The 12,774-nt window shown below is 57.1% G+C and carries 14 protein-coding genes and 1 other RNA gene; 10 read left to right on the top strand and 5 right to left on the bottom strand.

The annotated features are described in order from the left end of the window. The first annotated feature begins 119 nt into the window (after nucleotides 1-119). Complete coding sequence (locus INF68_RS10430; protein ID WP_008503301.1) at nucleotides 120-647, top strand: YbaY family lipoprotein; 528 nt, start codon at nucleotides 120-122, stop codon at nucleotides 645-647. Nucleotides 648-680: 33 nt separating this feature from the next. Here INF68_RS10430 and INF68_RS10425 read toward each other — a convergent pair whose 3' ends face one another. Further along, nucleotides 681-992, bottom strand: a complete 312-nt coding sequence (locus tag INF68_RS10425) for an MGMT family protein (protein WP_029741631.1) — start codon at nucleotides 990-992, stop codon at nucleotides 681-683. A 170-nt stretch (nucleotides 993-1,162) separates the two neighbouring features. On the opposite strand from INF68_RS10425, the gene ffs reads away from it, so the two are divergent. The 3 genes from ffs to INF68_RS10410 all read left to right on the top strand — a co-directional run bounded on the left by ffs (nucleotide 1,163) and on the right by INF68_RS10410 (nucleotide 1,983). Beyond that, an RNA gene (gene ffs, locus INF68_RS10420) (signal recognition particle sRNA small type) lies at nucleotides 1,163-1,259 on the top strand. A gap of 260 nt (nucleotides 1,260-1,519) precedes the next feature. Then, on the top strand, nucleotides 1,520-1,771 hold the full coding sequence (locus tag INF68_RS10415) for a hypothetical protein (protein WP_023310587.1): 252 nt from the start codon (nucleotides 1,520-1,522) through the stop codon (nucleotides 1,769-1,771). Continuing rightward, entirely contained in the window at nucleotides 1,768-1,983 is a 216-nt protein-coding gene (locus tag INF68_RS10410; protein WP_023310588.1) for a hypothetical protein, read from the top strand. The genes INF68_RS10415 and INF68_RS10410 overlap by 4 nt, the downstream gene beginning before the upstream one ends. 81 nt (nucleotides 1,984-2,064) lie before the next feature. Here INF68_RS10410 and INF68_RS10405 read toward each other — a convergent pair whose 3' ends face one another. Next, the gene (locus INF68_RS10405; protein ID WP_126786031.1) at nucleotides 2,065-3,486 is read right to left on the bottom strand and encodes a PLP-dependent aminotransferase family protein; all 1,422 of its coding nucleotides are present in this window, start codon (nucleotides 3,484-3,486) and stop codon (nucleotides 2,065-2,067) included. An 86-nt stretch (nucleotides 3,487-3,572) separates the two neighbouring features. On the opposite strand from INF68_RS10405, the gene INF68_RS10400 reads away from it, so the two are divergent. The 3 genes from INF68_RS10400 (at nucleotide 3,573) to INF68_RS10390 (ending at nucleotide 8,524) form a co-directional block, all read left to right on the top strand. Continuing rightward, entirely contained in the window at nucleotides 3,573-4,184 is a 612-nt protein-coding gene (locus INF68_RS10400) for a YitT family protein (protein WP_126786030.1), read from the top strand. A gap of 77 nt (nucleotides 4,185-4,261) precedes the next feature. Next, nucleotides 4,262-5,332 carry a LacI family DNA-binding transcriptional regulator gene (locus INF68_RS10395; RefSeq protein ID WP_126786029.1) on the top strand — a complete coding sequence of 357 codons (1,071 nt, stop codon included), beginning with the start codon at nucleotides 4,262-4,264 and terminating at the stop codon, nucleotides 5,330-5,332. Nucleotides 5,333-5,434: 102 nt separating this feature from the next. Further along, nucleotides 5,435-8,524, top strand: a complete 3,090-nt coding sequence (locus INF68_RS10390; RefSeq protein ID WP_126786028.1) for a beta-galactosidase — start codon at nucleotides 5,435-5,437, stop codon at nucleotides 8,522-8,524. 39 nt (nucleotides 8,525-8,563) lie between these two features. On the opposite strand, the gene INF68_RS10385 is transcribed toward INF68_RS10390, so the two are convergent. Next, nucleotides 8,564-9,385 (bottom strand): nickel/cobalt efflux protein RcnA, encoded by an 822-nt coding sequence (locus INF68_RS10385; RefSeq protein ID WP_193525316.1) that lies wholly within the window; start codon nucleotides 9,383-9,385, stop codon nucleotides 8,564-8,566. Nucleotides 9,386-9,519: 134 nt separating this feature from the next. Between INF68_RS10385 and INF68_RS10380 the strand changes: the two genes are divergently transcribed. Beyond that, nucleotides 9,520-9,792, top strand: a complete 273-nt coding sequence (locus INF68_RS10380) for a metal-sensing transcriptional repressor (protein ID WP_023310594.1) — start codon at nucleotides 9,520-9,522, stop codon at nucleotides 9,790-9,792. On the opposite strand, the gene INF68_RS10375 is transcribed toward INF68_RS10380, so the two are convergent. Continuing rightward, on the bottom strand, nucleotides 9,785-11,350 hold the full coding sequence (locus INF68_RS10375; protein WP_126786026.1) for an EAL domain-containing protein: 1,566 nt from the start codon (nucleotides 11,348-11,350) through the stop codon (nucleotides 9,785-9,787). The two genes, INF68_RS10380 and INF68_RS10375, sit on opposite strands and share 8 nt — an antisense overlap. Before the next feature lie 220 nt (nucleotides 11,351-11,570). Here INF68_RS10375 and INF68_RS10370 point away from each other — a divergent pair, with 220 nt between their 5' ends. Beyond that, nucleotides 11,571-11,831: a type B 50S ribosomal protein L31 gene (locus tag INF68_RS10370; protein ID WP_010428154.1), complete on the top strand. Its 261-nt coding sequence runs from the start codon at nucleotides 11,571-11,573 to the stop codon at nucleotides 11,829-11,831. 2 nt (nucleotides 11,832-11,833) lie between these two features. Further along, nucleotides 11,834-11,974, top strand: a complete 141-nt coding sequence (gene ykgO, locus INF68_RS10365) for a type B 50S ribosomal protein L36 (RefSeq protein WP_003859006.1) — start codon at nucleotides 11,834-11,836, stop codon at nucleotides 11,972-11,974. Here ykgO and INF68_RS10360 read toward each other — a convergent pair. Continuing rightward, the gene (locus INF68_RS10360; protein WP_109844841.1) at nucleotides 11,971-12,681 is read right to left on the bottom strand and encodes a GNAT family N-acetyltransferase; all 711 of its coding nucleotides are present in this window, start codon (nucleotides 12,679-12,681) and stop codon (nucleotides 11,971-11,973) included. The two genes, ykgO and INF68_RS10360, sit on opposite strands and share 4 nt — an antisense overlap. Nucleotides 12,682-12,774 lie beyond the last annotated feature (93 nt).

Here is a 12,774-nt window from a genome sequence, read left to right as displayed (position 1 = left end):
TGAATATCGGCACGTTTTCAGGCATAAATCGGTGATCTGTGCCACACTTGGATACGTTATGTGATTGAAACGACATCGGATGGGATCGATCCCGCTGGTGCATTGATAAGGAGACTTCAATGAAACTCGTGCCCATGCTAAGTGGTGTAGCTATTGCGGTGGCGTTGTCCGCCTGTGCCGGTAAGAGTGCCCAGGTGCCGGTACCAGCAGCAGACCCGAACGGGATTAATACCCTTTCACAGCAATCCATTCAGCAGCCTAATGTTTCCGGTACCATCTGGATTAAACAGAAAGTTGCGCTGCCGCCGGATGCGGTATTAACCGTAACGCTGTCTGATGCTTCTCTGGCCGACGCACCGTCGAAAGTTGTGGCCCAGCGTGCCGTTCGTACTGAAGGCAAGCAGGCGCCGTTTAGCTTCGTGTTGCCGTATAACCCGTCGGACGTGCAGCCTAACGCCCGTATCCTGCTGAGCGCAGCGGTAACCATCAACGGCAAGCTGGTGTTTATCACCGATACGGTCCAGGAAGCGATCAACAACGGTGGGACAAAAATCGACCTGAACCTGGTGCCGGTACAGCAGACCGAAGTGCCGGTCGCACCGCAGACCAATCAGCCGTCCCTGCCAACCCCACCGACTCAGATGTAATTTCTGCATTTCCCCTCTCCTCCGGGAGAGGGGTCAATACACCCAGCGAAACTTCTGCAAATCGATCTGACCCGACCCTGACACCTGCACCCCTTCTGAAAGTAACGCCTGACGCTGACGCTGAAGATCTGGCCCGGTGAGCGAAATGGCGCCATGACGATTCACCACCCGATGCCAGGGCAGCGTACTGCCTTCCGGCAGCCGTTTCAGGACGCCGCCAACCTGTCGCGCCGCGCGCGGGGAACCGGCCAGACGCGCGACATCACCATAGGTGGTGACATAGCCTTCCGGGATTGAGGCCACGATTTGCCATACGCGTTGTGGAAAGGAGTCGTGTTCGTCCATACCTTGACCTGTAGGGAGTGTCTGGAAAGCTATGGTAAACGAAGATCTTCATGATTGCTGCGCCTGTTTGCGCAAGAAACCAGCATCCGGTTGCTGGTCGCTTGCAATTGGGCTTTAGCACAGGGATAATGCGCCAGCGCGTTGGTTATCAACGCTCTCAATGGGGGCTCTGTTGGTTCTCCCGCAACGCTACTCTGTTCACCAGGTCAGGTCCGGAAGGAAGCAGCCAGGGCAGACGACGTGTGTGCCGGGATGTAGCTGGCAGGGCCCCCACCCATTTGTGGCCTCATAAGATTCTTCAGCTTCACCTCTCCCTCAAATCATTACTCCACAATAAAACTACGCCTATATCGTGTAATATATATTTCATTGCACTGAAATATTATTGTCATAAACCTGTAATAATAGACTGTCATTTTATAATCGGACGGTTATTTTCTTCCATAACTCAAAAAAATATATATCTGGATAACATTGTTAAGTTCGTGTATTAAATAAAGTACTTATTCCGAAGGGAAATGACAAACATGGCTACAGCGGTATTAAACGTTAAGATTGATGACGCGCTAAAAGAAAGACTTCGCCACTATGCGGAAGTCAATAACGAGAATTTAAGCGTGACGACAGAGAAACTGCTGCTGCTGGCGTTCGAAGCAGTAGAAGAGGCGGGAGTATCGGAAGAGGATATTGATAATCAGCATACGGAAGAAGAGAGTGTTTCTCCATTTACTCCTAAAGAAATCAAGGCTCTACGTAAACTTCTGAAGAAGAGAAAATGAAACAACAACTGTCAACCGCCAGTGACTACAACGAGGCCTGCGATCTGTTGCGTTCAGGCTACGTGAAGCATGTACGTCTTGGCTGGAATGTTGGAAGCGATGAGTTCTTTCGTATTGCGTCTGACTGGTGTGATACCGGTGCAAAAATAAAGAAAGACGGTGATAATTTCGTTATTTCACTAAAAGGCTTTCCTATTCCTCCTCAGCATTAAACCCTGACCAGTGAAAACTGCTGACTGCATATGTTACAGTCAGCAGTTTTTATTTTATGATCTGCTTCAACTATTTTAATATTAGATCACGCTGCGTTTTAACGATGGCACGTTTTTATTCAGGGCGAGCCATAACGGTTTGATCCTCAGTAACGCCTGCTCAAGCTCTGTCGATTCCAGCGAGAAGGGCATACGTAAATAGCGGTCAAACGCCCCTGATAAACCAAATCGCGTCCCGGTTCCCAGGTTAATCCCGATTATTTCTGCCCGCGCGGCAAGCTGTGTCGCCAGCATGCCCGGAAGCTCTATCCAGTAAGAGAGCCCGCCTTCCGCCTCGTGGAATTTCCACTCCGGGAAATGTTCACGCAGCAGGTCACCACATCTATCGCGCCGTTCCGCCAGCATCTTCCGGCGAGCGGGCAGAAACGTCTCACTGTTGTTAATGAGCCATTGCATTGCCAGCTGTTCGAGCAGCGGCGAGCCTAAATCCAGGGTATCCCGCGTCTGGGCAAGCGTGGCGATGATGCGCGATGAGGCGCGGATCCAGCCGAGACGCAGCCCTCCCCAGAAGCTTTTTCCGGCAGAGCCTAAGGTGATGACGGTGGCCTGCGGGTTAAAGGCGGCCAGCGGCGGCGGGGGAGGCGCATCAAACCAGAGATCCACCATCGTTTCATCCACCACCAGCGCCGTGCGGGTTTGGGCTGCAATATCCATGATGGCCTGACGGGTGGCGATATCCATACAGCGCCCGGTCGGATTATGAAAATCTGGCATCAGGTAGGCCAGGCGCGGCGCCGTCTGGGCAAGCGTTGCGGCAAAGCCATCCGTATCCCAGCCGGTTTCCGGCAGCGATACCCCGACTGGCCAACACTGCGCCCCCTGAATGGCGGCAATCGCAAGCGGATAGGTGGGATGATCGACCACTACGCGGTCCCCCGGCCCGGTCATCATCCGCAGCACCAGCGCAAAGCCGCTGACTGCGCCATTGACGACCATCACTTCGTCTGCGCGGGTGGGAAGACCCCGCGCGGTGTAGCGCGCAGCGATGGCCTCCCGCAGCGTCGGCAGCCCTAGCTGATCGTAGCCCGTCAGCGAGAGATGCGGGGTAATGGCCGTGAGCGCATGGGCATAAGCCTGATGGATCTCCGGCCCGGCATTCAGGGCGGCAGTGGAGAGATCCAGTGCGGCGCTCGCCGCTGAAAGGGTAGGAACGGCGCGCGTGTCAGGAAGAATGACCCGTGACCCGCTGCCGTGGCGGCTTTCAAGGTACCCTTCTTCACGCAGGTGGGCGAGGGCGCTGCTGACGGTGGTTCGGCTCACGTCCAGCGCCGTGGCCAGCTCACGCTCGCCCGGTAGACGCGTATTCAAAGCCAGACGTCCATCAAGGATTAACAAACGCAGCGCGTCGGCCAGCTGTCGCCAGAGCGGGGTGCGTGATGAGGCTTGCTGCCAGTGGCCTAAAAGGCGTACCAGAGACTGGCTTCCGAAACGACGTGATGACATATGCAGTCCACTATTTGAAAACTGGACATTAATCATAGTGCCATTTTAGGTCAGGATGAAAGCCTGGTTCACTGGAGAAGATAAAAATGGTACGTCGTCTGCTACAACTCTATGTCGGTTTAGGACTGTATGGCCTTTCCACCGCGATGTTTATTCGTTCCAATTTGGGTGTCGATCCCTGGGATGTGTTTCACCTCGGGGTGGGGATGCAGCTGGGGATGACTATCGGGACGGTGATCATTGTGACCGGCGCTGCGGTGCTGCTGCTGTGGATCCCGCTGCGCCAGATGCCGGGCCTTGGCACGATCAGCAACGTGATTTGTATCGGTCTGGCGGCGGACGCCAGCATGGCGCTTATCCCGGAACTGGATTCGCTAGCCGTTCGAATCGCTTTCCTGGTATCGGGCATCGTGATGAACGCGATTGCGACCAGCATGTACATTGGGGCCGGTTTCGGAGCAGGCCCGCGCGACGGTCTGATGACCGGCATTCACGCCCGGCTGGGGTGGTCCATTCGCAGCGTGCGTACATCAATTGAGGTGTCCGTTCTGCTGATTGGGTGCGTGCTTGGTGGCACGTTTGGGGTGGGAACCGTACTGTATGCTCTGACCATTGGCCCGCTTATTCAGCTCTGTCTGCCCTGGTTCCGCCAGAAGCCACGCATTGCGGAAATAACCCAGCCGGAGCGGGTTGTTTAATTTTGCGAAGCGCTCACATGTTTTAACGGCGTCGCTGTGCCAGAATAGACGCTTCGAAAAGCGCGATGCCAGAAAGCATGAAAGCAATCACTCTCTATGATGTCGCCCTCCTTGCGGGGGTTTCTTATCAGACCGTTTCCCGCGTCATTAACGACGCGGAACATGTGTCTGCCCGCACGCGAGAAAAGGTGCAGCAGGCGATGGCGGAGCTGCACTACGTTCCTAACCTTCGGGCGCAGCAGCTGGCGGGGAAACGCACCCGTACGCTGGGCCTCATCACCACCGACCTGGCCCTGCACGCGCCTTCGCAAATTGTGTCGGCGGTAAAATCCCGCGCGGCGGAACAGGGGGCGAGCGTCCTGATTTCCATGGTGGAGCAACCCCGGCAGTGTCAGGCCGCGCTTCAGACGCTGCTGGCACAGCGGGTGGACGCGCTGCTGGTGAATGTGCCGCTTGACGATCCGCACGCTGAAGAACTCAGGGCGCTGGCGTCACCCGTCCCGGTGCTGTTCCTCGATGTGGCGCCCTCAGCGCGGGTAAACAGCCTCGTGTTTAACGCGGAGCAGGGGGCGCGTCTGGGCGTTGAGCATCTGCTTTCGCTGGGGCACCAGCGCATTGTCCTGCTGAGCGGGCCGGAAAGCTCGGTCTCTGCGCGGGCGCGCCTGGCGGGCTGGAAAGCGACGCTGGCGCAGGCGGGTCTTAACGCGGCGGCTGTGGCCTACGGTGACTGGAGCGCGGCCAGCGGTTATGAGAAGGGACACGTGCTGCTGTCGGGGGCGGCATTACCGGACGCGATTCTGGTGGCGAACGATCAGATGGCGCTCGGGGTGATGCGCGCCTGCGCGGAAAAAGGAGTAGCGATCCCTGGCCAGCTTTCGGTGGTTGGGTTTGACGATACGGCCGACAGCGCCTGGTTTTCCCCGCCGCTGACGACCATTCGTCAGGCGTTTCGCGAGGCGGGCGAACGCAGCGTGGAGTGGCTGCTGGCGCCTTCCGGGGGCGAAGCGTGCCGGCAGGTTCAGCTGCCGGTGACGCTGGTTACTCGTCATTCCAGCGCGCGGCGCAACCCTAAGCAGGCTGAACGCGAGGATCTGGCGCAGCAGCTCAGAAGCCTGGCACTCCTTGCCGAGCAGATTGCCCGCAAATAAAACTTTGTGATCGGACTCGCTACCCCGCTATTGAACGCTTTACCGTTGCCGGATGCCAGGGCATGTTAACTAAAATTGTGAGCGCTTCGCAAAGAGGTTACTATGTCCATCACTTCACCGCTGACCCTCAGCGCCATTCTGGCCCGTCGGGACTGGGAAAATCCTGGCGTCACCCAGTGGAATCGTCTGGCCGCACACGCGCCGTTGCACAGCTGGCGCAATGAATCTTCCGCAAGAGATGACGCTGGATCCGCCAGCAGGCACGTTCTCAACGGGCTATGGCGGTTTAGCTACTTTACCGCGCCGGAGCGGGTTCCTCAGGCATGGGTAACCGAAGATTGCGCAGATGCCGTTGCGATGCCCGTGCCGTCTAACTGGCAGATGCAGGGGTTCGACACGCCCATCTATACCAATGTCACCTATCCCATTCCCGTTAACCCGCCTTTCGTGCCGCAGGAAAACCCGACCGGTTGTTACTCGCTCACATTTGAGGTGGATGATGCCTGGCTTCGGAGCGGGCAGACCCGCATCATCTTCGACGGCGTGAACTCGGCGTTCCATCTGTGGTGCAACGGTCAGTGGATGGGCTATTCCCAGGACAGCCGATTGCCCGCTGAATTTGACCTCTCGGCGGCATTACGCCCCGGGCAGAACCGCCTGGCGGTCATGGTATTGCGCTGGTGCGACGGCAGCTATCTGGAAGATCAGGACATGTGGCGCATGAGCGGCATCTTCCGCGATGTGACCTTGCTGCATAAACCCGATACGCAGATTGCCGATTATCACGTGGTGACGGACCTGAATGCGGAGCTGGACCGCGCGGTGCTGAAGGTGGATGTCGCGCTGGCAGGCGCTGGCTTTGCAGACTGCGAGGTGGTCATGACCCTGTGGCGCACGGGTGAAAAATGCGCCAGCGTTTCCCGGCGTCCAGGATCTGCCATCGTCGACGAGCGCGGCAGCTGGGCAGAGCGCTTAACGGCGGCGATCCCCGTTGACCAGCCCGCGCTCTGGAGCGCTGAAACGCCAGAACTGTATCGCCTGACGATTACGCTTCTTAACCCGCAGGGTGAGGTGCTGGAGGTTGAGGCGTGCGACGTGGGCTTCCGCCGCGTTGACATCAGCAATGGCCAGCTGAAGCTTAACGGTAAACCGCTGCTGATCCGCGGGGTTAACCGGCACGAGCATCATCCGGAAAACGGTCAGGTGATGGACGAAGCGACCATGCGCCGCGACATCGAAATCATGAAGCAGCACAACTTCAACGCCGTGCGCTGCTCGCACTACCCTAACCATCCGCTGTGGTACCGGCTTTGCGACCGCTACGGGCTGTACGTCGTTGACGAAGCCAATATCGAAACGCACGGCATGGTGCCGATGAGCCGCCTTGCTGACGATCCGCGCTGGCTGCCCGCGATGAGCGAGCGGGTGACCCGCATGGTGCAGCGCGATCGTAATCATCCCTCGGTTATCATCTGGTCCTTGGGCAATGAGTCGGGGCACGGTGCGAATCACGATGCGCTGTACCGCTGGCTGAAAACCACGGATCCGACGCGTCCGGTGCAGTATGAAGGCGGCGGCGCGAACACGGCGGCGACCGATATTGTCTGTCCGATGTACGCCCGGGTCGATCGGGATCAACCCTTCCCGGCAGTGCCTAAATGGTCAATCAAGAAATGGATCGGCATGCCGGACGAAACGCGCCCGCTGATCCTCTGTGAATACGCTCACGCGATGGGAAATAGCTTCGGCGGGTTTGCGAAGTACTGGGAAGCATTTCGTAGCCATCCTCGCCTGCAGGGCGGGTTTGTCTGGGACTGGGTCGATCAGGCTCTGACGAAACGGGACGAAAGGGGCAACGCGTTCTGGGCCTACGGCGGAGACTTCGGGGATAAGCCGAACGATCGGCAGTTTTGTCTTAACGGGCTGGTGTTCCCCGATCGCACGCCGCACCCGGCGCTGTACGAGGCGCAGCGCGCCCAGCAGTTCTTTACCTTTACGCGGGTTAGCACCTCTCCGCTGGTGATTGAGGTGCAAAGCGGCTACCTGTTCCGCCACACCGATAACGAAGTGCTGAACTGGACGGTTGCCCGGGACGGGGACGTGCTGGCCGCGGGCGAGGTGACGCTCTCGATGGCGCCTGAAGGCACCCTGCGTCTGGAGATTGACCTGCCGGCGCTGAACGCCGGGCCGGGTGAGATCTGGCTGAACGTTGAAGTACGCCAGCCGCGGGCAACGCCGTGGTCTCCGGCAGACCATCGCTGCGCGTGGGAGCAGTGGCCGCTTCCGGCTCCACTCTTTATTGCTCCGCCAGTCCCGGCGGGCGAGCCTCCAGTGTTAACGCAAACCGATCGCATCCTGGAGATCGCCCATCGTCAACAGCGCTGGCAGTTCGATCGCGCAACCGGAAACCTAACCCAATGGTGGCAAAACGGCGTTGAAACGCTCCTTTCACCTCTGACGGACAACGTCAGCCGCGCGCCGCTGGATAACGACATTGGCGTGAGTGAAGCGACGCAGATCGATCCGAACGCCTGGGTTGAACGCTGGAAAGCGTCGGGCATGTACGATCTCACCTCGCGCGTTCTGCACTGTGAGGCACAGCAGCACGCAGGCGAGGTGGTGGTCACAACCCAGCATGTCCTTGAGTATCGCGGCAAGGCGCTGTTCCTGAGCCGTAAAGTCTGGCGGGTGGACGATCGGGGCGTTCTGCATGGCGATATTCAGGTCGATATGGCGTCTGATATCCCTGAACCCGCGCGCGTTGGCCTGAGCGTTCATCTTGCCGAAACGCCGGAAAACGTTCACTGGCTGGGGCTGGGGCCGCATGAAAACTACCCGGACAGAAAGCTGGCGGCGCAGCAGGGTCGCTGGACATTACCTCTCGCAGACATGCACACGCCGTATATCTTCCCGACGGAAAATGGTTTGCGCTGCGATACCCGGGAGCTTGTGGTGGGAACGCATCAGCTGAACGGCCGGTTCCATTTCTCGGTGAGCCGCTACGGCCAGCAGCAGCTGCGTGAGACAACCCATCATCATCTGCTACGCGAAGAGCCGGGATGCTGGCTCAATCTCGATGCGTTCCATATGGGCGTGGGCGGCGACGACTCCTGGAGCCCCAGCGTCTCTCCGGAGTTCATCCTGCAGACACGCCAGCTTCGCTATACCTTCAGCTGGCAGCAGAACCCTTAACTGACCATGAAGATGCGGCCACAGGGCGTGGCCGCAGTCCTACGCCAGAATGCCGCTCAGGCCATGCAGGCTCATGTAAATCCCTACTACGGTAATTAGCGCAGCGGAGATCCAAGGCGCTTTACGGGAGAATTCGCTAAACCCGGGCCAGCGTTTGGTCGCGTGCTTGAGGCTTAAGGCGGCAATCGCGCCGGAAGCGACCAGCGTTAACGCCAGACCAATACTGAAGCTGAACACCAGCGTCGCGCCGAGGGCGAAATGCTTCAGCTGCAGGCAGATCAGCAGCACGGTGATGGACGCCGGACAGGGGATAAGCCCGCCGGTCAGGCCAAACATCACGATCTGTCCGGTGGTGACATTTTGACCGCTGAAGCGCCGGTTAATATCCTGCGCGTGAGCGCGCTGGTGGGCGTCCTGCCACTCTTCTTCAACCAGCGAGTGTTCGTGGTGGTGATGATGATCATGATGGTGGTCATGGTCATGGTCATGGTCATGGTGGTGGTGATCGTGATCGTGCGGCTGGCTCTCTTTCCAGGTTCGCCACGCCATCCACAGGGCGATCGCAACGATCAGCACCCCGGAGATCAGCTGAAACCAGGGTTCGGACGTGTGTGCATCCCAGCCCCGACCAAACCATAATCCCGCCATCGCAACGAGCCAGACCACCGCCGTATGGGAGAGCGTGGCCGCCAGGCCGAGCAGCACCGCCTGTTTCAGCGTGCCGCGGATGGCAACAATAAAGGCGGCCATCATTGTTTTTGAATGGCCCGGTTCCAGGCCATGCAGTGCACCGAGCAGGATAGCGCTGGGAACAAACAGCCAGGCATTGCCCTGCTGAAGGAGTGAAGCAAAATCGGTCATGGGAAATTCCGGAGTGGAAAGCGTGCGGAGATACTACTCCCCCCCAGTAGCTCAATACTACCCCCCAGTAGAAAAATACTCAGGGGGAGTAGAGCGTGATATGCTTTAAAAGCCAAAAAATAAGGAATACAGAGATGTCACATACCGTTCGCGACAAGAAGATGTTACTGACTCGCCTGAAGAAAATTCAGGGGCAGAGCACCGCGCTGGAAAAAATGCTCAACAGCGATCACGAATGCGCCGAGGTGTTACAGCAGCTGGCGGCGATCCGCGGGGCGGTCAATGGCATGATGATGCAGGTGATCGAAGGGCATTTAACCGATCATGTGGTGAAAGAGCCTGAAGAAGCGCAGCGTGAAGCCGATCTTGGCGTGGTGTTGCGGGTGATGAAATCCTATCTTAAGTAGAGTGCATGCCGAGGTTATTTTCTGCCCAAAGAATAAATTCCGTCTTTGGCAGCGCTTTACTGTAAAACCATCCCTGACCGTACTGCACGCCGTGGCGGTGTAGCCAGGCGAGCTGTCCTGCGGTTTCGACGCCCTCCGCCACCATCGCCAGCTTCAGCGACTTCGCTATTTCAATGATGTGCGGCGTCACGTTTTTATACTCAAGCGCATCCACGAACGATTTATCAATTTTTAGCGTGTCGACGTCCAGATCCTGCAGATAGCTCAGGCTGGAATAGCCCGTGCCAAAATCATCAATATAGACAGGGTGGCCCGAACGACGGAATGCGGCGATAGCCGGTGCGCTAATTTTGGGATCGGCAAAGCCGCGCTCGGTGAGCTCAAGGGCGATTTGTCGGGGATGGATTTGCCACTTATTCAGGAGCTTACTCAACAGAGGCGGCAGGATGCCGGAGGTTAAATCGGCAGGGGCGAGGTTAATGGAGATATGCTGATCCGGATGACGCTGCAGCCAGTGTCCCATATCTTCAAACACCTTTTCGATGACTAACTGCGTCAGCTGCGAGATGAGCCCCGTTTGCTCGGCAAGGGGGACAAAAATATCCGGTGAGAGGCAGCTTCCGTCTGGCTGCGGCCAGCGCGTCAGCGCCTCAGCGCCCACAATTTTTCCACTACAGAGCGCCACGATAGGCTGATAGTGAACCACAAAATCGCGGCTGTTAATGGCGTCAAGCAGGCGATTGCGCGGCGACTGGATACGCCGCAGGATCCGCAGGACAAACAGTGCGGCGAGCAGGCTTACCAACATGCCGAACGGTAACCAGAAAAGAAGCTGCCGGTGCCAGGTTTCAGCGAGCGGTTTGAGCGTTGCCCATGCGACGACGTTAAATCCAAGCTCAGGTACAGACTTCATTACGTACATTGAACCGTTGTACTGCACGCTTTTCACACCCCGCTCCTGAACCATGTCGCGGATGTGAGAGTCGAGCTTGCTGCTGCTGGCGAATATGCGGTGCGTTGCGCTTCCTACCAGGGCGGCATCAATCGCTATCTCGCCGAAAGGGATCACGTCCACCAGCGAGGCAGGATCGATCATGACAAGGTAGTGGCCTTTTCCCAGCACCGTCATGTAGCGGTTAAACCCAAGATCGTTTTGCGTGGTCAGCCACGCGCTGTAACCATCTTCGGTAATGCGCATTGGAGGGGGAAAAGGGGGCGCATGACTGGTCTGCTCCAGGGAGGAGCAGAGCGGTCGAAGGTTGTCGATATAAATTACTTCCTGGACATATCGCCACGAGAAAGCGACCCGGCGCATTTCCCTCAATTGCAAGGGGCTACATGGCACTCCCTCAAAAGCCTGCAGGTGATCGAGTGCTTCCTTTGCCTGGTCTACAACCCTGTCGGTGCGTACCAGCACGCGGGAGGCATAGTTATCCAGCGCATCGGCGAATTTATCTTCCGCCTGGCGGTGGGCCAGCCAGATGCTCAGGCAAATGGGGACCAGCACTGAAAAGATAAGTACGCCAGTCACCAGACTGACCAGATGTCGGGTTTTCATGCTGTCGTGTCCTTCCTCGTACACCCGTTCCTGGGCATTGAGTTCCCTGCCTGAAGAGAAAGATTTTACCGCGAAATGATATAGTTATAGCACGTGGTTGGCATGGTTTTCATTTTATCTCAGGCAAATGAGAAAATATCGCCAGGCGAGAGGGGGTTGTTTTTTCAAACTGGCCTGGATATTATTTTGTAATGTTATAACAAAACATAAAGGATTTACGATGAAACCCGATATCCACCCAGCCTATCGCACCGTGGTATTCCACGACACCAGTGCCAATGAATACTTTAAAGTAGGCTCAACCATTAAAACCGACCGCGAAATTGAACTCGACGGTGAGACGTATCCGTACATCACCATCGAGGTTTCTTCAAAATCGCACCCGTTTTATACCGGCAAGCAGAAAACGTTCTCCACGGACGGCAGCGCAGCGCGCTTCCGCAAGCGTTTTGGCGGTTTTCTCAATGCGAAGCGGGGCTAACCATGCAGGTACTTAACTCATTACGCAGTGCAAAGCAGCGTCACCCGGATTGCCAGATAGTCAAACGCAAGGGACGCTTATACGTGATTTGCAAATCTAATCCGCGCTTTAAGGCGGTTCAGGGACGTAAAAAAAGACGCTAAACGCGCGTTTCTCGCCAGCTTTCCAGGGATCTTTTCTGTTTGCCATCGGCAGTAAAATTGTCGGTGGCAAGCCAGCTTTCAAAGGCGTTAGCCAGCGCCGGCCACTCTTTGTCGAGAATCGAAAACCAGTCGGTATCCCGGTTACGGCCTTTTATGACCAGCGCCTGACGAAAGCGTCCCTCAAACTGAAAGCCCAGACGCAGCGCCGCTTTGCGGGAAGGCTCGTTCAGGCTATTGCACTTCCACTCATAGCGCCGGTACCCCAGGGTATCGAACACGTACCGCATCAGCAGATACTGCGCTTCTGTCGACCCTGGCGTGCGGCTTAACAGAGGAGAGAAGTGAACGTGCCCCACTTCCACGACGCCGTTTTTAGGATCGATCCGCATCAGGGACAGCGTACCGACAGGAGACTGGGTCCGGTTATCCATAACGGTAAAGTGGATGGGATCGGATAACTCACTTACGCTCGCCACCCATTCGGCAAACTCCTCTGCGGTGGCATCGGGTTCACGCAGCAGCCACGTCCAGCTGCGGGTATCTTCGGCCAGGGAATAGGCGGAGAACAACGCGTGGGCATGCTCCACGCGCAGCGGCTCAAGCCGACAATAGTGACCCTGAAGGACCACTCGGGACGGGGGCTGACGAGGCTGCCAGTCGATAAGGGCTTCACCTACGGGCTGCCCAAACGCATTGAATGTATTCATCTTTATTTCCGTGACGTTGAAAAGATCTCCAGATTAGTGAATTGCTGGTTCCTTAAAAAGAACCACCAGGCTATGTTTTTCTGGTACCACAAG

It is taken from the genome of Enterobacter cloacae complex sp. P16RS2, from assembly GCF_014982155.1.
In the GTDB taxonomy this organism is placed as follows: domain Bacteria; phylum Pseudomonadota; class Gammaproteobacteria; order Enterobacterales; family Enterobacteriaceae; genus Enterobacter; species Enterobacter cloacae_M.
Note: the sequence above shows the minus strand (reverse complement) of the source record. Positions and strands in the feature narration are given on the sequence as shown.